The sequence below is a fragment of the Bacillus sp. RC242 genome (genome assembly GCF_044908245.1).
GTDB lineage: Bacteria > Bacillota > Bacilli > Bacillales > Bacillaceae_G > Bacillus_A > Bacillus_A mycoides.
Window position 1 is genome coordinate 222026 of sequence record NZ_JBIYCZ010000004.1, and the last position, 26038, is coordinate 248063.

The 26038-nt window shown below is 33.4% G+C and carries 23 protein-coding genes and 2 pseudogenes; all 25 read left to right on the top strand.

Features of this window, described 5'->3' with window-relative positions; translation table 11 throughout:
• Positions 1 to 58 precede the first annotated feature (58 nt).
• The 25 genes and pseudogenes from pgsB (at position 59) to ABH957_RS10340 (ending at position 26036) form a co-directional block, all read left to right on the top strand.
• Entirely contained in the window at positions 59 to 1249 is a 1191-nt protein-coding gene (pgsB, locus tag ABH957_RS10220) for a poly-gamma-glutamate synthase PgsB (RefSeq protein WP_404511107.1), read from the top strand.
• A gap of 14 nt (positions 1250 to 1263) precedes the next feature.
• Positions 1264 to 1713, top strand: a complete 450-nt coding sequence (pgsC, locus tag ABH957_RS10225) for a poly-gamma-glutamate biosynthesis protein PgsC (RefSeq protein ID WP_404511109.1) — start codon at positions 1264 to 1266, stop codon at positions 1711 to 1713.
• Between the two features lie 12 nt (positions 1714 to 1725).
• Positions 1726 to 2949 (top strand): CapA family protein, encoded by a 1224-nt coding sequence (locus ABH957_RS10230; RefSeq protein WP_404511111.1) that lies wholly within the window; start codon positions 1726 to 1728, stop codon positions 2947 to 2949.
• Complete coding sequence (locus tag ABH957_RS10235) at positions 2946 to 4541, top strand: gamma-glutamyltransferase family protein (protein ID WP_404511113.1); 1596 nt, start codon at positions 2946 to 2948, stop codon at positions 4539 to 4541. The genes ABH957_RS10230 and ABH957_RS10235 overlap by 4 nt, the downstream gene beginning before the upstream one ends.
• A 20-nt stretch (positions 4542 to 4561) precedes the next feature.
• The gene (locus ABH957_RS10240) at positions 4562 to 4702 is read left to right on the top strand and encodes a CapE family protein (RefSeq protein WP_404511115.1); all 141 of its coding nucleotides are present in this window, start codon (positions 4562 to 4564) and stop codon (positions 4700 to 4702) included.
• Positions 4703 to 4945: 243 nt separating this feature from the next.
• Positions 4946 to 5764: a poly-gamma-glutamate hydrolase family protein gene (locus tag ABH957_RS10245; protein WP_404511117.1), complete on the top strand. Its 819-nt coding sequence runs from the start codon at positions 4946 to 4948 to the stop codon at positions 5762 to 5764.
• A gap of 437 nt (positions 5765 to 6201) precedes the next feature.
• Complete coding sequence (gene fabZ / locus ABH957_RS10250) at positions 6202 to 6636, top strand: 3-hydroxyacyl-ACP dehydratase FabZ (protein ID WP_000931956.1); 435 nt, start codon at positions 6202 to 6204, stop codon at positions 6634 to 6636.
• Positions 6637 to 6961: 325 nt separating this feature from the next.
• The gene (locus ABH957_RS10255) at positions 6962 to 7633 is read left to right on the top strand and encodes a CpsD/CapB family tyrosine-protein kinase (RefSeq protein WP_404511119.1); all 672 of its coding nucleotides are present in this window, start codon (positions 6962 to 6964) and stop codon (positions 7631 to 7633) included.
• Between the two features lie 273 nt (positions 7634 to 7906).
• Complete coding sequence (locus ABH957_RS10260) at positions 7907 to 8641, top strand: YveK family protein (protein ID WP_404511121.1); 735 nt, start codon at positions 7907 to 7909, stop codon at positions 8639 to 8641.
• Positions 8631 to 9335: a CpsD/CapB family tyrosine-protein kinase gene (locus ABH957_RS10265; protein WP_404511123.1), complete on the top strand. Its 705-nt coding sequence runs from the start codon at positions 8631 to 8633 to the stop codon at positions 9333 to 9335. Before ABH957_RS10260 ends, ABH957_RS10265 begins: the two co-directional genes overlap by 11 nt.
• 110 nt (positions 9336 to 9445) lie before the next feature.
• Positions 9446 to 10213, top strand: coding sequence for a tyrosine-protein phosphatase (locus tag ABH957_RS10270; RefSeq protein WP_404511193.1), 768 nt, complete (start codon positions 9446 to 9448; stop codon positions 10211 to 10213).
• Positions 10214 to 10458: 245 nt separating this feature from the next.
• Entirely contained in the window at positions 10459 to 11337 is an 879-nt protein-coding gene (galU, locus tag ABH957_RS10275; protein ID WP_404511125.1) for a UTP--glucose-1-phosphate uridylyltransferase GalU, read from the top strand.
• Positions 11338 to 11356: 19 nt separating this feature from the next.
• Positions 11357 to 12016 carry a sugar transferase gene (locus ABH957_RS10280; protein WP_404511127.1) on the top strand — a complete coding sequence of 220 codons (660 nt, stop codon included), beginning with the start codon at positions 11357 to 11359 and terminating at the stop codon, positions 12014 to 12016.
• Positions 12017 to 12317: 301 nt separating this feature from the next.
• Entirely contained in the window at positions 12318 to 13400 is a 1083-nt protein-coding gene (locus ABH957_RS10285; RefSeq protein ID WP_404511129.1) for an O-antigen ligase family protein, read from the top strand.
• Between the two features lie 32 nt (positions 13401 to 13432).
• Complete coding sequence (murJ, locus tag ABH957_RS10290) at positions 13433 to 14965, top strand: murein biosynthesis integral membrane protein MurJ (protein WP_404511131.1); 1533 nt, start codon at positions 13433 to 13435, stop codon at positions 14963 to 14965.
• A gap of 28 nt (positions 14966 to 14993) precedes the next feature.
• Positions 14994 to 16640 carry an asparagine synthase-related protein gene (locus ABH957_RS10295; protein WP_404511133.1) on the top strand — a complete coding sequence of 549 codons (1647 nt, stop codon included), beginning with the start codon at positions 14994 to 14996 and terminating at the stop codon, positions 16638 to 16640.
• A gap of 75 nt (positions 16641 to 16715) precedes the next feature.
• Positions 16716 to 17498, top strand: coding sequence for a glycosyltransferase family 2 protein (locus ABH957_RS10300; protein ID WP_404511135.1), 783 nt, complete (start codon positions 16716 to 16718; stop codon positions 17496 to 17498).
• Positions 17499 to 17563: 65 nt separating this feature from the next.
• The gene (locus tag ABH957_RS10305; protein ID WP_404511137.1) at positions 17564 to 18886 is read left to right on the top strand and encodes a UDP-glucose dehydrogenase family protein; all 1323 of its coding nucleotides are present in this window, start codon (positions 17564 to 17566) and stop codon (positions 18884 to 18886) included.
• 197 nt (positions 18887 to 19083) lie between these two features.
• Positions 19084 to 20094, top strand: coding sequence for a UDP-glucose 4-epimerase GalE (galE, locus tag ABH957_RS10310; protein WP_404511139.1), 1011 nt, complete (start codon positions 19084 to 19086; stop codon positions 20092 to 20094).
• A 154-nt stretch (positions 20095 to 20248) separates the two neighbouring features.
• Complete coding sequence (gene tagU, locus ABH957_RS10315) at positions 20249 to 21154, top strand: polyisoprenyl-teichoic acid--peptidoglycan teichoic acid transferase TagU (RefSeq protein WP_483862339.1); 906 nt, start codon at positions 20249 to 20251, stop codon at positions 21152 to 21154.
• Between the two features lie 105 nt (positions 21155 to 21259).
• Entirely contained in the window at positions 21260 to 22075 is an 816-nt protein-coding gene (locus tag ABH957_RS10320) for an SGNH/GDSL hydrolase family protein (protein WP_404511141.1), read from the top strand.
• 559 nt (positions 22076 to 22634) lie between these two features.
• Positions 22635 to 23702 carry a glycosyl hydrolase family 28-related protein gene (locus tag ABH957_RS10325; RefSeq protein WP_404511143.1) on the top strand — a complete coding sequence of 356 codons (1068 nt, stop codon included), beginning with the start codon at positions 22635 to 22637 and terminating at the stop codon, positions 23700 to 23702.
• A 150-nt stretch (positions 23703 to 23852) separates the two neighbouring features.
• Positions 23853 to 24155 (top strand): annotated as a pseudogene (locus ABH957_RS10330) (hypothetical protein); the annotation flags it as partial.
• A gap of 99 nt (positions 24156 to 24254) precedes the next feature.
• A pseudogene (gene galE, locus ABH957_RS10335) lies at positions 24255 to 25247 on the top strand (UDP-glucose 4-epimerase GalE).
• 120 nt (positions 25248 to 25367) lie between these two features.
• Positions 25368 to 26036 carry a response regulator transcription factor gene (locus ABH957_RS10340; protein ID WP_404511145.1) on the top strand — a complete coding sequence of 223 codons (669 nt, stop codon included), beginning with the start codon at positions 25368 to 25370 and terminating at the stop codon, positions 26034 to 26036.
• Positions 26037 to 26038 lie beyond the last annotated feature (2 nt).

Consider the following 26038-nt stretch of genomic DNA (forward strand, 5'->3'; position numbering starts at 1 on the left):
AGCCAATGAATTAGGGTATGTCGTTAATTAGATCAAGGAAAGGGACGGTTTAAAGTAGATGATTATTATAGGTATATGCACACTGTTCTTAGTAATTTACGGTGTCGTAGAACAAATTATGCACCAAAAACGATTAGATTCTATTCCAGTTCGTGTGAATGTAAATGGCATTAGAGGGAAATCGACTGTTACACGACTAATTACAGGTGTTGTACAAGAGGCGAAATATAAGACTGTAGGGAAAACAACTGGTACTTCAGCACGAATGATTTATTGGTTTACTGATGAGGAGAAACCGATTAAGCGCCGTAAGGAAGGTCCTAATATTGGTGAACAACGTAGGGTAGTTAAAGAGGTTGCTAATTTAGGAGCAGAAGCACTTATTTGTGAATGTATGGCAGTTCAACCGGACTATCAAGTTATCTTCCAAAATAAAATGATTCAAGCAAATGTTGGGGTTATTGTAAACGTTTTAGAAGATCATATGGATGTTATGGGACCTACACTTGATGAAGTAGCGGAAGCTTTCACTGCTACCATCCCATATAATGGACATTTAGTTACTATTGAAAGTGAATATTTAGATTATTTTAAAAAGGTTGCAGAAGAGAGAAATACAAAAGTAATTGTTGCGGATAATTCTAGAATTTCAGAAGAATTCTTACGTAAATTTGATTACATGGTCTTCCCAGATAATGCATCGCTTGCTTTAGCGGTAGCAGAGGCTCTTGGAATTGATGAGGAAACAGCATTCCGCGGTATGTTAAATGCCCATCCAGATCCAGGGGCAATGAGAATTACACGTTTTGGTGACAGATCTAATCCTGCATTCTTTGTAAATGGTTTTGCAGCGAATGATGCATCATCAACATTGCGTATTTGGGAACGTGTGGATTCTTTTGGATATAGTAATCTAGCTCCAATTGTAATTATGAACTGTCGTCCTGACCGTGTTGACCGTACCGAGCAGTTTGCAAGGGATGTATTACCGTATATTAAAGCAGATGTAGTCATTGCTATTGGGGATACAACATCACCAATTACGGCCGCGTATGAAGCCGGCAATATTCCAACAAAAGAGTATTGGGATTTAGAAGGTTGGTCAACAAATGAAATTATGACTCGCATGCGACCATATTTAAAAGATCGTATCGTATATGGAGTAGGTAATATCCATGGTGCAGCTGAACCATTAATCGATATGATGATGGAAGAACAAATTGGCAAAAAACAAGCGAAAGCGATTTAAGTGGAGGGACAGGAATGTTTGGATCAGATTTATATATTGCATTAATTTTGGGAGTTACATTGAGCCTTATTTTTACTGAAAAAACAGGTGTTTTACCTGCAGGTCTTGTTGTACCAGGATACTTAGCATTAGTATTTAATCAACCTATCTTTATGCTAGTTGTACTTTTACTTAGTATTTTAACTTATGTTATTGTCGTACATGGCGTTTCAAGATATATGATTTTATATGGACGTAGGAAATTCGCTGCGATGCTTATTACGGGTATCGGTTTAAAATTAATATTTGATTATTTTTATCCAGTTATGCCGTTTGATATTTTTGAACTTCGAGGAATTGGTATTATCGTACCAGGACTTATTGCCAATACGATGCAAAAGCAAGGCTTACCTTTAACAGTAGGTAGTACACTGTTATTAAGCGGTTTAACATTTGGTATTATGAATGTTTATTACTTATTTTAAGGTGGCATATCGATGAAACGTAATTTGAATTCAAAAGAAAAGTTGTTAGTGTTTATTAAACGGACGAAGAAGAAGAACAGTCGCTATATTATGTTTTTATTACCAATTATTATAGTTATATTAATAGGATCGACTTGGTTTGAAAGAACACAATCAGTGAAAAAAGTGAAACTAAGCAAAGGTTCTGAGCTGACTATGACTATGGTCGGGGACATTATGATGGGAAGATATGTTAATAGTGTTGTGGAGCAGCATGGTACTGAGTATGTATTTCGGTATGTGTCTCCATATTTTAAAAACTCCGATTATGTAAGTGGTAACTTTGACCAACCGGTACTTTTAAAAGAAGAAAAAGAATATAAAAAAGCAGATGAACAAATGGGCTTACATACTAATGAAAATGTTGTAAAGATGATGAAAGAGCAAGGCTTTACATTATTTAATCTAGCGAATACAAATATGATGGATTATGGAAAAGCTGGTTTGACGGATACACTAAAAACCTTAAAGAAGGAAAAGATAAATGCAGTTGGTGCAGGTAAAAATTTAGAGTCTGCAAAACATATTGCATATCAAGAGATTAATGGAATCCGAGTGGCCACAGTAGGTTTTACTGATGCATATTCTAAAAAATCTAACGCAACTGATAAAAGAGCGGGCGTTTTAACTATGGATCCAGACTTACTATTTGAACTAATTGGAAAAGCGAAAGATCCAAGTCAAGGAAATGCTGACCTTGTTGTAGTAAATGCAAGCTGGGGTCAAGAATATGATTCAGAACCGAGTCCAAGACAGGAGAAACTTGGAAGAGCGATGATAGATGCTGGTGCGGATATTATTATTGGACATCATCCACATGTTCTTCAATCTGTTGAGGTATATAAACAAGGTATTATTTTTTATAGCCTTGGAAATTTTGTTTTTGATCAAGGATGGACAAAAACAAAAGATAGTGCATTAGTTCAATATAACTTAGGTGCAAATGGACAGGCGAAAATTGAGATTGTTCCTTTAATAATAAAAGAGGGGACACCTAGACCAGCGGCAAGTTGGCTAGATAAACGGAGAATCTATCAAGAATTAACAAAATATACACCAAGCAATGTGCTAGTAGATAAAAAACAAGATAAGTTTGAAATACTTATAAATCATAAACATGTTTTAGAGCATAAAGAAAATAGAAATAATGCAAAGAATGATGCAGAAGTAGAAGCGAAAGAGGGGAAAGCAGCTTGAGATTTATTAGAGCTGTAAGAATTAGATTAATTGTAAGCATGATTTTGCTCCTGAGTTTAGCAGGATGCGGTGGACAAAATACTGTTGAACAAGTCAAGGGATATGTAACAGATATGGTTTCGAATGAAACGTATGGTGTAAGTGCCTCGAATCCTCTTGCTGTAGAGGAGGGAATGAAGATTCTTCGGAGCGGGGGAAATGCTGTTGATGCAGCAATTGCAATCTCCTATATGCTAGGTGTAGTAGAGCCATATGCTTCCGGAATAGGCGGCGGTGGTGGAATGTTAATATCCTATAAAGATGGTCAAAAGAAATTTATTGATTACCGTGAAACAGCTCCAAATTTTAAAAATGGTCAAAGTAGTTCTTCAGCAGTGCCAGGATTTGTAACTGGTATGGATTTAATTCATCAAAAATACGGCTCGTTATCTATGGAGAAATTATTAAGGCCCTCTATTCATTATGCAGAGAAAGGCTTTAAAGTAGATGGAGGATTAATGAGACGGCTAGAAGCGGCGCAATATCGCATGAATACGGATGAGTCAAATATTTTCTACCCAGATGGAGAAGCGATTCAAGAGGGTGAAACCTTAATTCAGAAGGATTTAGCAGATACGTTGCAGATGATTGAGACAGAGGGACCAGCAGGATTTTATAATAGCAGTATCACTCAAGATATTTATAATGTAGCCCATATTCCTGTGGAAGATATGCAAAATTATAAAGCCCAAGAGCTTGAACCAGTACATGGAACGTATAAAGGTTTTGATGTGTATACAGCTCCGGCGCCATTTGGCGGAATTACGTTCCTTCAAATATTGAAATTTTCCGAAAAAGAGAATGTGTATCAGAAAATAGGTAATACAGCAGATTATATTGGGGAATTTGGAAGATTTACAGGTGTGGTATATCAAGACCGATTAGAGCACATTGCAGATCCTAAATTTACTAAAGTAGATTCTGATTTATTAGTTAGTGATCAGTATATTTCAGAACTAGATACCAAAATGAAAAAAGGGCAGAATGGTTTGTTACCGAATGATGTTGAAGAACACGAAAGTACCACACATTTTGTGGTTATTGATAAGGAAGGAACTGTAGTTTCTGCAACAAATACGTTAAGTAATTTCTTTGGTTCAGGAAAATTAACGAACGGTTTCTTCTTAAATAACCAGCTTGATAATTTTGGAAATACTCCTAACCAATTTGAACCTGGAAAACGATCTAGGACATTTACAGCACCTTCTATCTTGGAGAAAAAAGGCGAAGTTGTAATGGGGATTGGTTCTCCGGGTGGAAACCGTATTCCTCAGATGTTGGTGCAAGCGTTAGATAAGTATGTAAATGGTAAAACGGATTTCCAAGAAATTGTGGACGAAGCCCGTTTTGCTTTTGAAAAAGATATCGTATATACAGAGTTTCCACTGAACCCTAAAATAAATCAGGAAATCTCTAGTAAGGGATACAAAGCTGTATATAAGGATGCTCCAATGTTTTATGGTGGAGTACAAGCTTTAATAAAAAATGAGAAAGATTATACGATAACTGGGGCTAGTGATAAAAGAAGAAATGGGATTTGGAAAGCACATTAATAGAAGGTGGAGGGGTTACGATGAAATCTATTGGAAGATGGTTAGTACCAGCTGCAATCGTGACAGTATTACTTTTAACTTTAGGCATGTTTAAGCGTATGGAAGATGTAACGAAAGATGAATCACAAAAAATTCAGCAGTATACAAATAATCTAAAATAATGTAATTAAAAGTAATATATATAGTATGATAATAATTGGAAAAGCTTTGTTCTTCTTGTATTCTTTTGAAGAACAAAGCTTTTTTGTTCTTTAAATAATAAGAAATTTGGAATATATAAAAGGTATTTGAGATACAATGTGTTACACAGTAGGGATATTAAGAATGATAAAAAGGAAGGAATATTGGAACTGAGTAGTAGCTCATAGAATAATTGATTCTTAATTATAAAGAGGGGTTAAAAAATGAAAAATGGAATTATTATTTTTACAATCTTTATGATAGTAATAGTTATATTTATGCTAAGAGGAAAGGAAGAAGAGTATGTGATTGAGAAAGGGAAAAATAATGACTTTGAAAAATTACAGAAGTATGAAAGTAGCGAGGGGAAAGAAAAACCAAAAGGGGTAGTGAGTTATAAAAGTTTTGCAGATTTAAAACAAAATGAAGATGAAGGTAAGGATTATCGCATAACGGCTAAAAAACGTAACAGTGAAATATTAGTAATGGCGATACATGGAGGATTTATTGAATTAGGAACGGATCAAGTAGCTAAGAAATTGGGAGAAAAACTAGGAGCCGATACGTATACATTTGAGGCTTTAAAGCCTAGAGATAATTGGAAACTACATATTGAATCTACTTTATATGATGAACCAAAAGCTATTGAAATGTCGGGGGAATCTAAATCAATTTTATCAATTCACGGTTACTATGATGAAGAGAATGAGAATGTGTATATTGGTGGAAGAAATAAAGTATATCGAAAAATTATGAAAGATTCTTTAGAAGAAGAAGGATTTTCGGTAGAGTTAGCTCCTGAAAATTTAAGGGCAATGAATCCAGATAACATAGCAAACCGTAATGGACTTGGAGAAGGTGTTCAATTAGAATTATCGACAGCGCTCCGAAAGAGCTTCTTTAAAAATAATGAATTTTTTCTTGATGAAGAAGCAAAAACGACTAAAGAATTTTCAAAATTTATTCGTGCATTAGAACAGGCTACGCTAACATATAAGCATGAACATTTATCAAATGAAAATGAGGAAAAGAGTCGTAGTTGAAAGATTTCTTATATAATTTCTAATACATTTATTAATTAATCTTTGTTGAAAAGAAAAGTTTAAGTCTAAATTTTAATATAAAATTTAGAAAATGATATCTGCAAGGAAACTAGAAAAAATAAAGATTAAGGGAAATAAAGGATGAAATATACAATTTTTCATTTCGCTTTTTCTATTATATAATGTGATTTGAATACGAGACTTAAGGCAAGTCGTACAAATTGCCTTTCCCTAACGTGGATATACACTCTTTTTAACCGCTGTGTTAGCAATAATAATTATTTTGTTATACTGAAAAGAGTGTATATATTTTTTAAAACGCTACGAAGCAAATATATTGCTTCGTTTTTTCATAATGACAAATGATTGACGAAATGGGATAATAAAGTCATGTGTGTTAGTGGTATGACCAATTTGGTGTATAAGGAGAGAGTGATATGTTAAATATAGAGCAAATTAAAGAAATTATTCCCCACCGTTATCCGTTTTTACTTGTCGACAAAATTTTGGAAGTAGATGAAGGCAAAAGAGCGGTTGGAATTAAAAATGTATCCGCAAACGAAGAATTCTTTAATGGACATTTTCCTGACTATGCAGTTATGCCGGGCGTATTAATTGTAGAAGCATTAGCGCAAGTTGGAGCAGTTGCTGTATTAAAGAAAGAAGAAAATCGCGGAAGACTTGCTTTTTTTGCAGGTATCGATAACTGCCGTTTCAAAAAACAAGTGCGTCCGGGTGATCAACTTCGTCTAGAAGTAGAAATGACACGCGTACGTGGTCCGATTGGAAAAGGAAAAGCGATTGCAACAGTAGATGGTGAAATTGCATGTGAAGCAGAAATTACTTTTGCAATTGGTGATAAAAAAGAATAAATTGCAACATCCAAAAGCCTTTCTAATACTGAGGGAGGGACTTTTGGATAGTTTAATTTATTTAATTGTAATATAATAATTTTTAATTATTATAAATGTATGTTACGGATTTATGTTAGCATATAAACAACACCTTCCATAATATCTCAATTTCGAGAAGTTATATAGATAGAAAGAAGAAGATATGATCATAGAATAGGTGTAGAGATGACAAATTTTATATACAAAAAAATTATCAGGGTGGAATATATAGGGGATTTAGTGGCGTGATGTGAGGAAAAAGGGGATTAGTATTCGAGTATAAGACGAGAAAAGGAGTGCCAAAATGTTTAAAAGAAAGACAACGAAGGGAAAGTTAATCGCACATAAGGAACCGAAATCTACAATTGCAGAACAATTTCGTAACATTCGTACGAATATTCAATTTGCATCTGTAGGTAATAAGATGCGTTCTATTATGATAACTTCCCCAGATCCAGAGGAAGGAAAAACGACAACAATTTCAAATTTAGCCGTTGTACTTGGACAACAAGGAAAAAAAGTATTGATAGTAGGGGCGGACTTAAGGAAGCCAACTGTACAAAATTTCTTTGCAATTCATAATACGAAAGGATTAACGAACGTATTATCAGGGCAATCTTCATTTACTGAGTGTGTACAAGAAACAGCAGTTGAGAATGTATATGTAATGCCGGCAGGACCTATACCGCCAAATCCAGCGGAATTATTAGCAACTGAGCGTATGGATGAAGTACTTGTAGAAGCGTATGAGCTGTTTGACATCGTTTTAATTGATACACCGCCTGTTCTCGTTATTACAGATGCACAGTTAATCGCTAATAAATGTGACGGAATCATATTGATTATTCGCAGTGAACAAACAGAGAAAGAAAGAGCGGTAAAGGCGAAACAAGTGTTAGAACAAACATCAGGGAAATTGCTCGGCGTTGTTTTAAATGATAAAAAGAAACATAAAGAAGCGTATGGCTATTATTAAATTATATTTTTACAAAAAACCCGAAAAACCGACAAATAATTGTCGGTTTTTCGGGTTTTTTTGTTTGTTATTTGTCTTTTTCTATTATAAATTAAAAAACCTAGTGGAAATTTTGGAAATATAGTGGAATCTATTGTCATATTTAATATAATTCTGTAAGATTATAGTTGGTTTTAAGAGAAACTAATAAAAAATTAGTAAAATAAAAAAGAATTTAGAAATTTTATGCTATAATTTTTCCTATGCGAAAAATTTAGAAAGTTGGAGGAACGTATGGAAGAAACAATTAGTTTGAAAGATTTATTTCATATTTTAAGAAAACGTTTAGCAATGATCCTCATCGTTACATTTGGTGCCGCAATAGTAAGTGCTAGTATTAGCTTTTTCTTTATGACACCAATCTATCAATCTTCAACGCAAATTCTTGTAAATCAGAAGAAACAAGCAGGTGCAACTATTCAAGCTGGTGAGATTCAAACGAATATCCAGTTAACAAATACATATAAGGTCATTATTAAAAGCCCTGTCATTTTAGAACAAGTAAGTGAAAAATTGGGTTTAAACATTACACCACAAGCTTTATCAAATAAAATTAACGTTGCGAATGAAAAGGATTCCCAAGTTATTTCTATAACTGTTGATGATAAAGATCCGAAATTAGCTCGTGATATTGCAAATGCAACAACTGAAGTGTTTAAAGGTGAAGTTGCGAAACTTATGAATGTTGATAACGTAACAGTATTATCAAAAGCAGAAATAGCTGAAAACCAATCACCAATTAAACCACGTCCGATGTTAAATATAGCAATTGCCTTCGTTGTTGGATTAATGGCTTCAGTTGGTTTAGCATTCTTACTAGAATACTTAGATAATACTGTGAAAAAAGAAGAGGATATTGAAAAATTATTAGGATTACCAGTATTAGGTGTAGTCGCACGTATGGAAGAGGATACAAATACAGCAAATACTTCTTCAATGAAAGTGGGGGGACAATCAATTGGCTCTTAAAAAAGTATTCAGAAGCAAAAGAAATTATCGCCAACGTCGCCAGTTAATTGCTCATCAAAAACCGAAATCACCTATTGCAGAACAATATCGTAACATTCGAACAAATATTGAATTTGCAGCGATTGATACAAATATTCGTTCGATAATCGTAACTTCTGCAAACCCGAGCGAAGGTAAAACGACAACGACAGCTAACTTAGCAGTTGTTTTTGCCCAACAAGGTAAGAAAGTGTTATTAATTGATGCAGAAATGCGTAAGCCAGCGATGCATCAAATGTTCCAAGTGAATAACATTTTCGGATTAACGAATGTATTAACGCATAATGAACGATTTGAAAAATGTGTACAAACAACATCTGTTGAAAATTTACACTTTTTACCGTGTGGTCCAATTCCGCCAAACCCGGCAGAGTTGTTAGGATCTAAATCAATGAAAGAATTACTTGAAAAAACGTACGATACGTATGATTTAGTCATTCTTGATTTACCACCGATGTTAGCTGTTGCCGATGCGCAAATTATGGCAAATCAATGTGATGCATCTATCTTTGTTATTCGTAGTGAAGTGACGAAAAAAGAAGATGCTGTGAAAGCAAAAGGTTTATTACAATCAGCAAAAGGTAAGCTATTAGGTGCCGTCCTAAATGATTGTGAGCGCGAGGAAAATTTATATTATTATTACGGTGTTAATTAATAAGAGAGACGAGATATGTGAAAAACATATCTCCCTTTTTCCGATGTATATAAATATAGATTTATATACATCGGAAAAAGGATTTACTTCTAAAGGAGAGGATGAAAATAGTGATTGACTTACATTGTCATATTTTGCCTGGTGTTGATGACGGGGCCGGGGTGGTAACGGATAGTTTAGAAATGGCAAGGCAAGCAGTAGCAGAGGGGATTCATACGATTGTTGCAACGCCACACCATAAAAACGGGAAATACGATAATGAGCGTACGCATATTATTCCTCAAGTGAAGCAATTAAATGATGAACTACAACGAACTAATATTCCACTAAACATTTTACCAGGACAAGAGGTCAGGTTATATGGTGATATAGTAGAAGACTATGAAGCTGGTAAAATTGTCACTTTAAATGAAAATCATAAATATATGTTAATAGAATTTCCATCCAATCACGTACCACGATATGCAGAACAACTATTATACGAAATATGTGTAAAAGGTATGACACCCATTATTGTTCATCCTGAACGTAATGCCGAGTTAATTGAGCGACCAGATAAATTATATAACTTCGTTAGTAAAGGTGCATTAACGCAAGTAACAGCAGGTAGTCTTCTCGGGAACTTTGGTAAAAAGATAAAAAAATTCTCCTTACAACTTGTTGAACATAAGTTAACGCATATGATCGCATCAGATGCGCATAATACGACGTCCCGAGGATTTCACTTAGGTGCAAGTTATGATCTAATACAGAAGGAATTTGGAATAGATGTCATGAGCGATTTGAGAGAAAATCCTTCTGTATTAATAAATGGCAAGGCAGTTTATAAAGAAGATCCAGAACAAATTCGTCGAAAAAAATTGTTTGGTATTTTTTAATTAAAGAGCTCTGGTGATGTCTCCTAACCGTTATCAACGGGGGCACTCGGTTGTGCTGTGGGTAAAAATTATATTTCAACCTACCTTAGACGCTTGTCGTCGGGAGTGTGACGTGAGGATGGGTTAGATGCCCATAATTTATTTATGTTAGAAACTCTACCTATGGAGTTGTAAATACGAACCTATAGGTAGGGTTTTTTGTATTGCTACATATAGATAAAAAAGATATTTTGGGGGGACTAGATTTGAAAAAAGTAAGAAAAGCGATTATTCCAGCTGCTGGACTAGGGACGAGGTTTTTACCAGCGACGAAAGCAATGCCAAAAGAAATGTTGCCGATCGTTGATAAACCGACAATTCAATACATAGTAGAAGAAGCAATTGAATCAGGAATCGAAGACATTATTATTGTAACTGGAAAAGGAAAGCGTGCAATTGAAGATCATTTTGATCATTCCTTTGAATTAGAACAAAGCTTATTAGAAAAAGGGAAGTATGAAATGCTTGAAAAAGTACAAGCTTCTTCTAAAATAAACATCCATTACATAAGACAGAAAGAACCGAAAGGGTTAGGGCATGCAGTATGGTGTGCACGTAAATTTATTGGCAATGAGCCATTTGCGGTATTACTTGGTGACGATATTGTACAAGCTGAAACACCATGTTTACGTCAATTGATGGATCAATATGAAGGAGCACAATCATCTGTAATTGGTGTGCAAACAGTGCCAGAAAATGAGACACACCGTTACGGTATTATTGATCCGACAGAGCAAGATGGCCGTCGTTACCAAGTTCGTCAATTCGTAGAAAAGCCAGCTTCAGGGACGGCGCCATCAAATTTAGCGATTATGGGTCGTTACGTATTAACGCCAGAAATTTTTATGTTTCTTGAAAATCAAGAAACAGGTGCTGGTGGAGAAATTCAGTTGACAGATGCAATTCAACGTTTAAATGAAATTCAGCGCGTGTTTGCATATGACTTTGAAGGCATACGTTATGATGTTGGGGAGAAGTTCGGGTTTATTAAAACGACAATTGAAGTGGCACTGCAACATAAAGAATTAAAAGAACAACTCATGGAATATATGAATGAACTAGTACATAAAGAAGTAATCAAATAATTGTAGGGGGAGAGGGAATATGAAGACCGGTGAAAATATAGCGAGGGAGTATCGAATTACATCTGATGCTCAAACTATTCAAATAGAAAGTAATCAATCTAAAATCTATTTAGGAATTAAGTATTTAGTAGATGTTATGTTTTCTTTAGTAGGATTAATTATATTGATGCCTGTTATAATGATATTTAGTATACTTATTGTTTTAGAGTCTCCAGGGTCTCCTTTTTATCTGCAAGAAAGATTAGGATTGAGCGGGAAGAGATTTAAAGTTATTAAATTACGCTCCATGCGGAATGATGCAGAAAAAAATGGGGCAAAGTGGGCAGAAAAGAACGATCCACGTGTTACAAAAATAGGATTATTTATTCGTAAAACAAGAATTGATGAACTACCGCAATTATTTAATATTTTAAAAGGTGATATGTCTCTTGTAGGACCAAGACCAGAAAGACCGATATTTACGGAGAAATTTGAAAGAGATATACCTGGATTTAAGAAAAGATTAGAGGTCAAACCAGGATTGACTGGGTGGGCACAAGTAAATGGTGGTTATGAAATTACGCCGAAAGAAAAATTAAACTTAGATGTTTATTATATCAATCATGCTAATCTATTATTAGATTTTAAAATTATTTTAAAAACCATTAGAGTAGTTATTACTGGCGAAGGGGCAAGATAATAAAATACAAGTGCTTTGTATTACAGAAGGGTTGTATCATTTAAGAATGAAGTACTTAAGTTATAATTACGATAATAAATTGAAGTTATTAGTATATGTTAGTTTAATAATTTTAATAGGGTTGTTATCACAAAGTGTCCTGTTAAGTAGCAGTTTTATAATATTAATTTGTATAGTTTTAGGTTTGATATTTTTCTTTTATAATCCATTCTTAATATTAGGTTTAGTAATGCCAATAGAATCATTATATGTAATTCCCCTTGAAGTTACAAAATTCGCGAAAATATTATTACTTTTTTTAATGGTTCTAATACTATTTTATAAATATAGTGATAGACTTTCCCAGGTGAAACATCGCCCTAGATATTTAAATGTGATGATATTATTTTCAGTATTTGGGATTATTAGTTCTGTTTTAAGTGATTCAATTTTTCAAAGTTTATTAAAGATATTTCAATATGTAGTTATATTTTTAACTTATTATTGTTTAGCTAAAATAAAATTCAGTGAGACAGAAATTAAAAAAATTATAAAGTACTTTTTATTTGGGATGTTTTTTTCAGCATGTATAGGGGTATTGCAGTACTTCACCGATATGAATTGGCTTTGGTCGCAAACAGTTCGAGAATCTTCTACGGGTACAAGTCGGATTACGGCCTTCTTTAATAATACTAATGGATATGGAGGATATTTATTCATTGGACTAGCACTTATTATCGGTAATTGGATATGGGGAAAAAAGTGCTTAAAGGGTTTTTTAATTCAAATACCTTTATTTTTATTACTATTTATTAATTTTATTTGGACAGAATCAGAAGGTTCAATGATAGGACTAATAATAGCTATAGTAATTATTATGATAGAGAAACTAACATCTTTAAAGAAATTAACTATTATTTTTTCTCCATTTATAATTCTAATGTTATTACTAGGCTTAGGATTTATTGATGGCACTTTCTTTGAATTTTTAAGAAAAACTCTTTCAGAGCAAGGAAGGTGGTTCTTGTGGCAGGGGGCCTTACAAATATTCTCAGATAATTGGATGAAAGGGATAGGTTTTTATCGTTTTTATGAAACACTAAATGAGTACGGAATATATTCCCTTTATGGTTCGAAGTGGCCGCATCCACATAATTTATTCTTAGATTTAATCGTGACCCTTGGATTATCTGGAATTATTATCTATTTTATGCTTTTATTTAATCTAATTCGAGATATATATTCATTGAATAAAAGACAATTTGTAAAGCATCAATATAGCATAGTTGTTTTAGCGATTATGATAGGAGCATTTATGCATGATTTTATAGATGGAGGATTTTTCTGGGGAACGAGTTCGTGTGCTACGTTATTGTGGATATTAATAGGGTTAACAGAGGACTGAATTATGAGCTACATCGAGAAAGAAGGAAAGTAATGAAGCTAATTTCTACATCATTAATTATGTTATTGATATCATTATTTAGTGCTATCTTAGGCTTGTTAAGAGAGACGCTATTAGCAAAGTATTTTGGAATATCTATAGACTTGGAGGCTTTTATTATAGCCTCCTTTTTACCTTTAACGGTTCTTCCTGCTATTGGAAAAGCAATAACAACGTCATTAATACCTGTTTATTTGAATATAAAATCAGAATCTGAACCAAAAGCTATTAAGTTTTATTATGGTATTAGACGTTGGCTTTTTAAGGTAGGAATTATATTTATTATGCTAATAGGGATAGGCGTAACTATTTCTACCTATTATGGTATGGGAATAGAGAGGGAGTATTCAGCAGATGTCCTATATATGACATTAATATTACTTCCTACAATATTAATACTTAACCTTCATGGTATAGAACGAGGGAGACACCAGGCAGAGAGTAGTTATTTGTTACCATCTATTTCCAACCTATCAATAAATGTATTTTTTATAATTGCAATTTTTGTAGGGGCATATTTAGAGAATATTTATTATTTATGTTATGGGTTATTAATTGCATGTTTCTTCCAGATGTATATGTTATTAAGGACTAAAAGAAACAGCGATATATTTTTGGGAGATAAAAATTTAGATAAAAGGGAACTAAGAGCTTTTATGTATTTTTTTGTCCCTGCATTAATATCTAGTATAGCCCCTACATTTCCTATGTTATTAGGGAGATTCTTAACACAATGGTTTGAATCAGGAGCATTAGTTAGTTTGAACTATGCATTTACTATATCAAGGTTACCGGTTTTATTACTTGCAATGTCGTCATTTTCGATACTATATACTCTATTTAATAAAAGTTTTATTGTTAAAGATTATACGATGGTAAGGGTGCGCTTAATTAATAGTATTAATTTCTTGATAATGGTGCTAATTCCCTCTACAGTTTTTATTATCTGTTTTAGTGAGGAAATAGTAAGAGTTTTATTTGAACGAGGTGCTTTTGATCAAAGGGGCACAGAACTTACCGCTAAGGCATTAGTTGTATTTATAATGGGATTATTTCCAAGTGCTATAAGAGAGTTATTATTTCGTTTTTGTTTTGCAACTGCAAATAAGAAGAGCCCATTTATTTCAAGTATTATATTGTCGATATTAAGTGTAGCTTTAACTTTTATTTTATGTTTCTTCTTCAAACAGTACGGTGTACCATTAGCTAGTTTAATAGCAAATGTTATAGCAGTTACGTATTTATTAATAAGTGTTAGGGAGTATATTGCCTTGAAAGATATATACCTGATGTTAAGAAAAATATTTTATATATTAGGTATTTCTATTTTTATTACTTTTATAATTAACAATGGGATAAAGTGGATAGGGGTTGATATTAGTACTTATAACAATATTTACACACTGGTCATTTTAATAGTTGTAGGATTAGTATCTATCCTGATATATGTAGTATTACTCTTATTATTCAAAAATGAGGAAGTTAATTGGCTAATAAATATAATTAAGAAAAAAATAACTAATTAATATAACATCTAAATAAGGTGGGAAAAGAATGTACAGTAGTATCTTATTTGAGTACAAGAACGGTGATATAAAATCACTCCTAGAAATAAATAATTTTACAAATTGTCTAATATCCCCTAGGAATGGGAAGAATGGCGGATTATATAGTGTTATAAATAATAATGTAGTTAGTGATGATTTAGAGGATAAACAGATTATTCATATAGACTTAAATAATAATGCATTGGTGATTAAGAATAGTTGGTATGGAGAATATCCATTATTTTATTATGTGAATGAAGGCGAAAATATCTTATTTATCCATTATGATCTTAAGGAATTAGTAGAAAAGCTTAAGGCGCATAATATTAAAATTGAAATGGATAGAATTGCTTTTATAGAAGAATGTATAATAGATGTTCCTTTAAGAAGCAGGACTTTATATAAAGAAATTAAAAAATGCATAGCGGGCCAAAGTATAGAATTTAATTTAAAAACGATGAAGAAGCAAAGTAAGGTGATATGGAACCCTAAATTTAATACTAAAGGCCTTGAAGCAAATGAGTCCACTTATCTAAAGGATGCAAAAGACATTCTTAGTAGTTTACTGGATGGATACCAAGAAGAGTTATTTAGTAATGAAGAGGTACTAATTCCTTTAAGTGGTGGATATGACTCACGTTTATTAGCTAGCTTAGCTAAACAAAAAGGAGTTAATTTTAATAGCTTAGTCTTCGGACCTAAGGAATCTAATGAAATTAATGTTGCTAATAAAATTGCTGAAGAATTAAATATTAGCTTAAAGCATACAGAGCTATTAGATAGCTATTATCTCGAATATGGTAAAGATGTTGTGGAAATGACAGGCGGATTAAGTAGTCCAATGCATACTCACTTATATGCTGTATTGAAAGCAAATAATATTATGCCTAAATACATAGTCCATGGCTTCTTAGGAGGCACATACACGGGTGCTAATCAGGAAAGTATATCTAAAAACCTTTCCATGACGGAGGGTGAATCGATAGATTATGTATTGAATAAATACTTCGTTCATCATACGCTATGGTCTCAAATAAGTGAAGATGATAAGGCAGAAATTAAAAAGGATTTGGAAGAGGCAATGCAAGATTGTTGTGTTACAAATCTACCTTGTCATCTAGCAGAATATATTAAAGATATGGATAGACAGTTTGGTCTAATTTCAAATGTTTTTGCACCTATTGAAAACTTTTCAACTATAATTAGGCCTTTTGCTTCAAGAGATTATGCAAACTTTTTTAGTGAGTTACCGTACGAGCTAAGAGTGGATCGTTATATGTATCAAAAAGCTGGAAGAGAACTATTCCCATCCGTTTTTGATATTCCAGATCAAACTATCCCTAATAATATTCCGTTTGCACAGAAATTATATCCTAACATCAGAAAAATATTTTTAGGGGCATATGTATTTGGTTATCTAGCCACTAAGGGGAAAATAAAAATTGGTAAATCTATGGTTTATGAAAAACATCATGAATTACTAGACTCTGAACTAGCGACATTACTGGACAAATCTATTCCATTTGCTACGAATGCAATGGGGATTAATTTTAACCAATATAGTAAAGCTTCTTATACTAGATTTAAAGAAACGGCAGTATCTTTCAGACTAATAACGCTGTACTTATTAAAGAATAATTTTACTAAATTTTAAGTAAAAGGATTATGAAGAGAAGCAAGTGGTACCATTTTTATAGAAAAATGTAGTTAGAAATGGAGTTTGAATGGGATGAATATACAAAATGAAAAAACAAATGTTTTACCACTAATTTCTGTAATTACTCCTACTTATAATGCAGAACGCTTTATTATTGAGACGATAGAGTCTATAAAATTACAAACTTATTCGAATTGGGAACTGATTATAGTGGACGATTGCTCGCAGGATAAAACAGTGGAGCTTATTAGAGAAAAATATCAGAAGGAAACTAGAATAAAGATATTACAGCTAAGTGAAAATAGTGGAGCGGCTATTGCTAGAAATACGGGTATTAATCAAGCGAAAGGGCAATATATAGCCTTTTTGGATAGCGATGACCTATGGTTACCACAGAAACTTGAAAAGCAATTAGCTTTTATGCAAACAAATAATATAGCTTTTTCATTTACTAGTTATCAAATAATGAATCAAGATGGTGTGCTAACGGATAAAGTAATAAATGTACCTCAGAAAATTGATTATAATGGGCTTTTAAAAAATACAATAATAGGTTGTTTAACTGTCATGCTTGATATTAATAAATTAGGGAAGGTACAAATGCCTAATATTAGAACCCGTCAAGATACAGCAACATGGTTGAAAATATTAAAGCAGGGTCACTATGCTTATGGGTTAGATGAAGTATTGTCTGAATACCGTAAGGTGGAAAATTCTATTTCGAGTAAGAAGTTTAAAATGGCTAAAATGAATTGGAAGTTGTATAGGGATATTGAAGGCTTAAGTGTTTTTAAATCTGCATGGTGTTTCGTGAACTACGCGCTGAATGGTGTTATTAAGCACATTATTAAATAAATTTCAAAAAAAGCCTTTATAGTAAAAGGCTTTTTTTGATGATTAATAATTTAGGGGGATATAGAATGAATATAGCTATTTTTGGTACAGGTTATGTAGGGTTAGTAACAGGAGTATGTTTATCGGATATAGGGCATAATGTAACTTGTATCGATATTGATGAGAAAAAAGTAGAAAAAATGAAAAATGGCGAATCGCCTATTTATGAACCTGGATTAGATGAGCTAATGTTTAAAAATATTAAGGAAGAAAGGTTACATTTTACATCTAATTGTAAAGAGGCGTTAAATGATGTAGAGGTAATATACATTGCGGTAGGAACGCCACAGAAGGCAAATGGTTCAGCAAATTTACAATACATTGAGCAAGTAGCGAAAGACATTGCAGGTAGTCTTACAAATGAGGCGATTGTTGTTATTAAAAGTACTGTGCCTGTAGGAACAAACAATCATGTGAAAAATATAATTGAAAAAAATTTAAAAGCTAATGTGAAAATTAGTATGGTATCCAATCCAGAGTTTTTAAGAGAGGGATCAGCAATTCATGATAGTTTTTATGGTGATAGAATAGTTATTGGAACTGATGATACTGAAACAGCTCATAAAATGGAAGAAGTCAACAAGCCATTTAATGTTCCAGTCTTTAAAACAACAATTAGAAGCTCTGAAATGATTAAGTATGCAGCGAATGCTTTTTTAGCTACTAAAATTAGTTTTATTAATGAAATTGCTAATATTTGTGAAAAATTAGGTGCAGATGTTGAACATGTTGCTAATGGTATGGGATTAGATAAAAGAATCGGGACGCAATTTTTGAAAGCAGGTATTGGATACGGAGGTTCTTGTTTCCCAAAAGATACACATGCCTTGATACAAATCGCTGGTAATGTAGAACATGATTTTGAATTGTTAAAATCCGTTGTGACGGTAAATAATAATCAACAAGCATCTCTTGTAGAAAAGATGGAAATAGAAGTAGGAAATCTTGATGGCAAGCGTATTGCAATGTTAGGATTAGCATTTAAACCTAATACAGATGATATGCGAGAAGCCGCTTCTATTGTACTTGCCGAAAAATTAGTATCATTAGGTGCTAAAGTTGTAGCTTATGATCCTATTGCAATTGAGAATGCTAAGTTATTGTTACCAAACGAAGTAGAATATGTGTCTTCGGTAGAGGAAGCTGTTCAGCAAGCTGATATTGCTCTTATTGTAACTGAATGGGATGATATAAAAACATTTTCAATTGAAAAGTACATTGAATTAATGAAACAACCTATTATCTTTGATGGACGTAATTGTCATGGTTTAGAATATGTGCAGCAATTTGATGTAGACTACTATTCAGTAGGAAGACCAGCAGTAGTCCGTGAAAAAGTTGTTTTATAATATGTATTTTAATTTTAGGAATAAGAAACTTTAAGACTGTTTTATTGTAAATAAAGAAATTATTGTATAAGCCCGGTTACTTTAAATAGTAGCCGGGTTTATTTTATATATTATAATTAAGATTTAAGAAAGAATTAGTTATTTTACGGTAAGTTAAATATTTTCTTGTTTATAAGGGGAGTAGGAGGTTTATAATTATGGCAATACTTGTAACAGGTGGAGCAGGATATATTGGTAGTCATACATGCGTAGAATTACTGAATAGCGGTTACGAAATTATAGTAGTGGATAATCTTTCAAATAGCTCAGTAGAGCCTATAAATCGAGTAAAAGAAATAACAGGGAAACAATTTGAATTTTATAAAGAAGATATTTTAAATCGCGAGGCACTTGATACAATTTTTGAAGAAAATACAATTGAGGCTGTTATTCACTTTGCAGGTTTTAAGGCTGTAGGAGAATCAGTAGCAATTCCATTAACATACTATCATAACAACATTACAAGCACATTAGTGCTATGCGAAGTGATGCAGAAGCATAATGTGAAGAAGATGATCTTCAGTTCATCTGCAACAGTATATGGAATCCCGGAGACATCACCAATTACAGAAGAATTTCCATTAAGTGCAACAAATCCATATGGTCAAACGAAACTAATGATTGAACAAATTATGCGTGATGTAGCGTTCGCTGATGGAGAATGGAGTATTGCATTACTTCGCTATTTCAACCCATTCGGTGCACATGAGAGTGGACGTATTGGGGAAGATCCAAATGGAATTCCAAATAACTTAATGCCATATGTAACACAAGTAGCAGTTGGTAAGTTAAAGGAATTAAGTGTATTTGGAAACGACTATCCAACAAAAGATGGCACTGGTATCCGTGATTACATTCACGTTGTAGACTTAGCAAATGGTCACGTAAAGGCACTTGAAAAGGTACTTGATACAACTGGAATAGATGCATACAACCTTGGTACTGGTACTGGTTATAGCGTGTTAGAGATGGTTGGAGCTTTTGAAAAGGTTTCCGGAAGAGATGTTCCTTATAAAATTACAGAGCGTCGCCCTGGGGATGTAGCTGTATGCTTTGCGGATGCATCTAAAGCGAAACGTGAATTAGGATGGGAAGCAAAGCGTGGATTAGAGGAAATGTGTGCAGATTCTTGGAGATGGCAATCTACGAATAAGGATGGGTATAAATAAGAGGGATATTTTAATGTTAATTTTTCTAGAGGGCTAATAAAAAAGTTTATCAAGTTATGATATAGCTGGGCTATCTTATTTTATATATAATAGATTTACTGTGTTATTGTACAATCAATCTGATAGCAATGCCTGAAGAAAGAAGGTTAAGATAATGAAAAAGAAAATCCTATTTTGGATATTAGGAATCATAGGAGTACTAATTATAGGTGGGGGAGTCTACGCTTATAATATATACTCTTCTGTTTCAAAAACATTAGATGAAGTTCATAAGCCTTTAAAGCGTGATCAAAACAATAAACAAGAAGAAAAAATTAATAAATCTGAACCTGTTTCAATCCTGTTGCTAGGTGCAGATGAACGTGGTGAAGATAAAGGGCGTTCAGATTCTCTAATGGTCATTACGCTAAATCCAAAGAATAATTCTATGAAGACAGTAAGTATCCCTCGTGATACATATACAGAGATCGTTGGAAAAGGTAAAAGTGATAAAATTAACCATGCTTATGCGTTTGGTGGCGTAGATATGTCTGTAGCGACAGTAGAAAAATTCTTAAATGTTCCTATTAATTATTATATTGAAGTGAATATGGAAGGATTTAAAGACATTGTTGATGCAGTAGGTGGTGTCGATGTTAATAATGATTTAGAGTTCTCTCTAGAAGGGAAGCACTTCCAGAAGGGAAATATTCATTTAACGGGCGATCAAGCTCTAGCATTCACACGTATGCGTAAGGAAGACCCACGAGGCGATTTCGGACGCCAAATGCGTCAACGTCAAGTTATGCAGGCTGTTATTAAGAAAGGCGCAAGCTTCTCTTCTTTAGCAAGTTATGGAGATGTACTTACAGCGATTCAAAAGAACGTGAAAACAAACTTAACACAAGATCAAATGTTTGATATGCAAAAGAATTATAAAAATTGTCTGCAGAATAGTGAGGATATTCAAATCCCAGGTGACGGTCACAAAGCCGCTGATGGTATTTGGTACTACTATGTTCCAGATGCAGCAAAGCAAGATTTAACGAATAAATTAAGAGCACATCTTGAGTTAAAATAAGTAATAATACGAATAAACCCAACTCTTTTGGAAATAGTTGGGTTTATTTTTGTGTGTTTTTATATTAGTATTATATAATGTAAGACTATTAGACGAGGTGAATCTATGAGTAAAAAAGTAATAACGGTCCTTGTTATGTTCGTATTGTTTGTAGCTACTATTGTAAGTGGTAAGATACACTGGAATAAGAAAGTTGTGAATGCAACAGCACAAACAAATGAAGTGAAAACGGCAAAGACTAAAGTAGAGGATAATAAGACGAAAAAAGAAGAAAAACAAGATGCAAAGGTATCTTTTAACGAAGCATATGCAAAGAATTTACCAGATGCAGTAAAAGAGAAGTTAAAGAAAGCTGCAGCTGATAAAAAGGCGGTAAATCTTGTTATTGTTGGTGAAGAATCTTCTTCATCTGAAAAGGATACTTGGGTAGCTAAATTTACTGCTAACTTGGATGCAAGTTATGGTAAAGGTTTATGGAATGTGACGGTTAAGGAATATAAGAATGAAAGTACGGAGGAACTAATTGCAAATAAACGTGCTCAAGAGATTGCGCAAGCAAATCCAGATGTTATTTTGTTTGAAGCACCGTTTATTACAGACAATAATAAAACGGGTAATGGAAACTCTGTCGCTAATGCACAAAAATTTGTTGGAGCACTTTCTAGTAGTGCGAAAGATGCTACGATTATGATTCAACCATCAAATCCAGTGTATGGCGCGAAAAATTATCCGAAGGCAATTGAAGCATTAAAGCAATTTGCGAAGCAAAATGGTTATGCATATATAGACCATTGGGAAGCATGGCCAAATGCTAATACGAAGGAGATTTTACCGTACTTACAAGAGGAGTTCGGTTTCCCAAGCGCTAAAGGTTATGAAGTTTGGGCGCAATATGTAACAGATTATTTTGTAGCTAAATAAAATAACCGTCTAATTTCCTTTTTCTTTTTATAAACTTGAGTAACATTTAATTGAGGAAGAAAGGGCAGACATTGGTAGTTAAAAATGCATAAGATTATGTAACAGTGATTATGAAAACATACTAATTAACAATTCTTCTAATAGTTTAGTAGTTTTTTATGGCGAATTATTTAATTTAATTGTTTGTTAACTAATTTGTTTTTGTCGTAATGATAGTATAGTTATATTTGTGTCGTGCAACATAATGAGAAGTTTAGTGTGGAGAAGATGAATTTTTTGCGAAAATAGGGTTCATTTTCCAATGGAAAACATGGTTTTCTAAAAAGTAGGAAGAGCTCTGGAGAATTTACATCTGAATGGTGATTTGAATAGGCGAAGGTTATTTATTTTATGTTAGAAAAATATTTTTGCTTGAATTATTAAAGAAGCTTAATTCAGATTACCGAACTGGGATATGTTACATTAGGAGTATATAGTTACATTATTACAGGGGAATAAGGTGAATAACATGGTTCATTTTCTTAAGTATCTTCGAATATACGCGTTTGTTATATGTATATTGATAGTACTTTTTGCTTTCTTTTTATTTTGGGAAAAAAACGAAGGAGATCCTAATTCTAACTATGAATTGAGGAGCGGTCTATCAGTTAAAGATTTTGGTGCAAAGGGTAATGGTAAAATAAATGATTCACCCGCAATTCAAGAGGCTATTCGGTATTTAGAGGAAAAAGGTGGAGGGGTCTTATATTTTCCTAAGGGTAGTTATCTTATAAAATCATCAATTAAAATTAATAAAAGTATTCAGATAAAAGGGGAGGGAAAGTATAATTCGGTTTTAAAATTAAATGGACCTATTAAGGCTATAGATTTAAGTTCGAAAATGGCTAAAGTAGGAGTAACAATTGAATCCTTAGGGATTGTAGGTACGGGTGAACAAGGACAAATTGGGATAGATGCATACTATTTTGTAAATGGGAGTCGTATCCAAGATGTTAGAATAGAAAATGTAGATATAGGGATTAGGCTAGCAAAAACATGGTATGCATCGTTTAATGATATATATATAAATAGCTGTAAAAACTATGGTTTACATATAATGAGCCCATCTGGACAGGAACAAGTAAATGGAATAAATTTTTCTTCTATATTTATACAGAACGCAAAAAATGCAGTTTTTTTAGATGGACAAGTAGTATCTATGGGGATTCATTTTGATTCCAGTACATTCGAAAAAAGTAAGGAAACTGCGATTATAAGTAAGGGGATTTCACCGCTATTATTTACTAATTGTTATTTTGAAGCCAATTATCAAGCGGCGAAGAATAAGGAATTATTAACTTGGTCAAGTCCCATAGACATAAAAATAGAAGGAACTAAATTTCAAACACTTGTGAAATTCGATAGCTGTTATTTTACAAGTAAAAATGAATTTTCAGATAGTTCAGAAAAAACAAGGGTGTATATTGGAGAGAACACTATAGCCACTATTACAAATTCCCGTTTTGTAACAAAGGGAAAAGATTATTTAGATACCAATATTTTTTCAGCTTCAACATTCGAACCAAGCATAATAAATATCACAGAAGATGGGGCATCGAAACAAAATTTAATTAATAAAATCCAATAATGTGTAAAGATGAATTTGAATAAGAATCAATATAGGGTTACGCGGATATGCTCGCGGGATATATTTAAATATATTAAAGGTACGTTTGGAGTAGATAAATTAATAATTTATAAATGTTCGGAAGCACTTTGTTACTTGATTATATGGTTATCAAGTAAAGATGCTTGGGTATCTAAGTTCGTATTTAATTTAGATGCCAATTACGGTAAAGGTTTATGGAATGTTACAGTTACGGAATATAAGAATGAAAGCACAGAAGAATTAATTGCAAATAAGCGTGCTCAAGGGATTGCGAAGCAAAATGGTTATGCATATATAGACCATTGGGAAGCATGGCCAAATGCTACTACGAAAGAAATTTTACCGTACTTACAAGAGGAATTTGGTTTCCCAAGTGCTAAAGGGTATGAAGTTTGGGCACAATATGTTACGGATTATTTTGTAGCTAAATAACGAATGATATACATATATAAGAAGGTATACGATAAATCGTATACCTTTTATAATGGGAAAGTAATTATAGGATTTTAACATATGAGTAGGAGGAAGAGCATGAGTTCAATTTTAATCTGTGGCGGGGCTGGCTACATCGGTTCTCACGCTGTTAAAAAACTAGTGGATGAAGGTTTATCTGTAGTAGTAGTAGATAACTTACAAACTGGTCATGAAGATGCGATTACGGAAGGTGCGAAGTTTTATAATGGTGACCTTCGTGATAAAGCATTTTTAAGAGATGTTTTTAAACAAGAAAGTATCGAGGCGGTTATGCATTTTGCAGCTGATTCTTTAGTTGGAGTTAGCATGGAGAAGCCTCTTCAATATTATAATAATAATGTGTAAGGTGCACTTTGCTTGCTAGAGGTGATGGACGAGTTTAAAGTAGATAAGTTTATCTTCTCTTCTACTGCGGCTACTTACGGTGAGGTAGATGTGGATCTTATTACTGAGGAAACTGTAACAAATCCAACGAATACATATGGAGAAACAAAATTAGCGATTGAAAAGATGCTTCATTGGTATAGCCAAGCTTCTAACTTGAAATATAAGATTTTCAGATACTTTAATGTAGCTGGTGCAACTCCAGGCAGTAGTATTGGAGAAGATCACCGTCCAGAGACACATTTAATTCCTCTTGTTTTACAAGTGGCGTTAGGGCAACGTGAGAAGATTATGATGTTTGGTGAGGATTACAATACACCAGATGGTACTTGTATCCGTGATTATATTCATGTTGAAGATTTAGTGGCAGCTCATTTCTTACGGCTTAAGGACCTGCAAAATGGTGGGGAAAGTGATTTCTACAACTTAGGGAATGGTAATGGCTTTAGTGTGAAAGAAATCGTTGATGCAGTTCGTAAAGTTACGAATCATGAGATCCTAGCTGAGGTAGCATCACGTCGTGCAGGAGATCCAGCACGCTTAGTGGCTTCTTCTCAAAAGGCGAAAGAGAAGTTAGGACGGAATCTTGAGTATTTAAATGTGAAGACAATTATCGAGCATGCATGGAATTGGCATCAAAAACAACCGAATGGATATGCTAAATAAATATAATAAGAAAAAGAGAGAGTATCGTCGACAAAATATGTTCGACAATACTCTCTCTTTTTTTGTATGATTTTTGCTATACTAAACTGTACTATAATACAGGATGGAAGGAGGGAAATGATGAAAATACTTGTAGTTGATGATGAATCGAGTATTCGTAATTTGATTCGGATGCAGTTAGAGATGGAAGGATATGAAGTATTGACAGCGGCTGACGGGAAGGAAGCTTTAGAGAAATGGAATGAAGGGCCAGATGTATTGATTTTGGATGTTATGCTTCCAGATACAGATGGGTATGAGTTACTTCGTTTGTTCCGTGAAAAAGATAGAGATATCCCAGTGCTTATGTTAACTGCGAAGAGTCAGATGAATGATAAATTGCTTGGTTTACAGCTTGGAGCAGATGATTATGTGACGAAGCCTTTTAATTATGCGGAGCTTATTCTTCGGGTGAAGAATATGAGTAGGCGTGTGAAGAAGGAGGTAGCTGTAAGCCACGAAGTAATTCGTGCAGGTGAGTTAGTGATTTGTCCTAAGGAGAGAAAGGTACATGTCGAAGGGCAGGAGATTCAATTAACGTACCGAGAGTTTAATTTGTGTCAGTTGTTTGTTTCGAATCCGCAGCGTGTATTCATGAGAGATGAGCTATTAGAGAAGGTATGGGGGTTTGAGTATATCGGAAATACGAGAGCGGTTGATATTATGGTGCAAAGGCTTCGAAAGAAACTAGGTACGAGCGGGGAGTATATTAAGACAATTTATGGTGTGGGATATAAGCTGGATTGCTAAAA

Excerpts from the sequence above, each read along its gene's own strand:
- ABH957_RS10300 (WP_404511135.1), top strand. The coding sequence starts at position 16,716 with ATGAATATACAAAATGAAAAAACAAATGTTTTACCACTAATTTCTGTA.
- pgsB (WP_404511107.1), top strand. The coding sequence starts at position 59 with ATGATTATTATAGGTATATGCACACTGTTCTTAGTAATTTACGGTGTC.
- fabZ (WP_000931956.1), top strand. The coding sequence starts at position 6,202 with ATGTTAAATATAGAGCAAATTAAAGAAATTATTCCCCACCGTTATCCG.
- pgsC (WP_404511109.1), top strand. The coding sequence starts at position 1,264 with ATGTTTGGATCAGATTTATATATTGCATTAATTTTGGGAGTTACATTG.
- ABH957_RS10340 (WP_404511145.1), top strand. The coding sequence starts at position 25,368 with ATGAAAATACTTGTAGTTGATGATGAATCGAGTATTCGTAATTTGATT.
- ABH957_RS10285 (WP_404511129.1), top strand. The coding sequence starts at position 12,318 with ATGGTTCTAATACTATTTTATAAATATAGTGATAGACTTTCCCAGGTG.
- ABH957_RS10255 (WP_404511119.1), top strand. The coding sequence starts at position 6,962 with ATGTTTAAAAGAAAGACAACGAAGGGAAAGTTAATCGCACATAAGGAA.
- tagU (WP_483862339.1), top strand. The coding sequence starts at position 20,249 with ATGAAAAAGAAAATCCTATTTTGGATATTAGGAATCATAGGAGTACTA.
- ABH957_RS10305 (WP_404511137.1), top strand. The coding sequence starts at position 17,564 with ATGAATATAGCTATTTTTGGTACAGGTTATGTAGGGTTAGTAACAGGA.
- ABH957_RS10260 (WP_404511121.1), top strand. The coding sequence starts at position 7,907 with ATGGAAGAAACAATTAGTTTGAAAGATTTATTTCATATTTTAAGAAAA.
- ABH957_RS10320 (WP_404511141.1), top strand. The coding sequence starts at position 21,260 with ATGAGTAAAAAAGTAATAACGGTCCTTGTTATGTTCGTATTGTTTGTA.
- ABH957_RS10240 (WP_404511115.1), top strand. The coding sequence starts at position 4,562 with ATGAAATCTATTGGAAGATGGTTAGTACCAGCTGCAATCGTGACAGTA.
- ABH957_RS10245 (WP_404511117.1), top strand. The coding sequence starts at position 4,946 with ATGAAAAATGGAATTATTATTTTTACAATCTTTATGATAGTAATAGTT.
- galE (WP_404511139.1), top strand. The coding sequence starts at position 19,084 with ATGGCAATACTTGTAACAGGTGGAGCAGGATATATTGGTAGTCATACA.
- ABH957_RS10295 (WP_404511133.1), top strand. The coding sequence starts at position 14,994 with ATGTACAGTAGTATCTTATTTGAGTACAAGAACGGTGATATAAAATCA.
- murJ (WP_404511131.1), top strand. The coding sequence starts at position 13,433 with ATGAAGCTAATTTCTACATCATTAATTATGTTATTGATATCATTATTT.
- ABH957_RS10280 (WP_404511127.1), top strand. The coding sequence starts at position 11,357 with ATGAAGACCGGTGAAAATATAGCGAGGGAGTATCGAATTACATCTGAT.
- ABH957_RS10230 (WP_404511111.1), top strand. The coding sequence starts at position 1,726 with ATGAAACGTAATTTGAATTCAAAAGAAAAGTTGTTAGTGTTTATTAAA.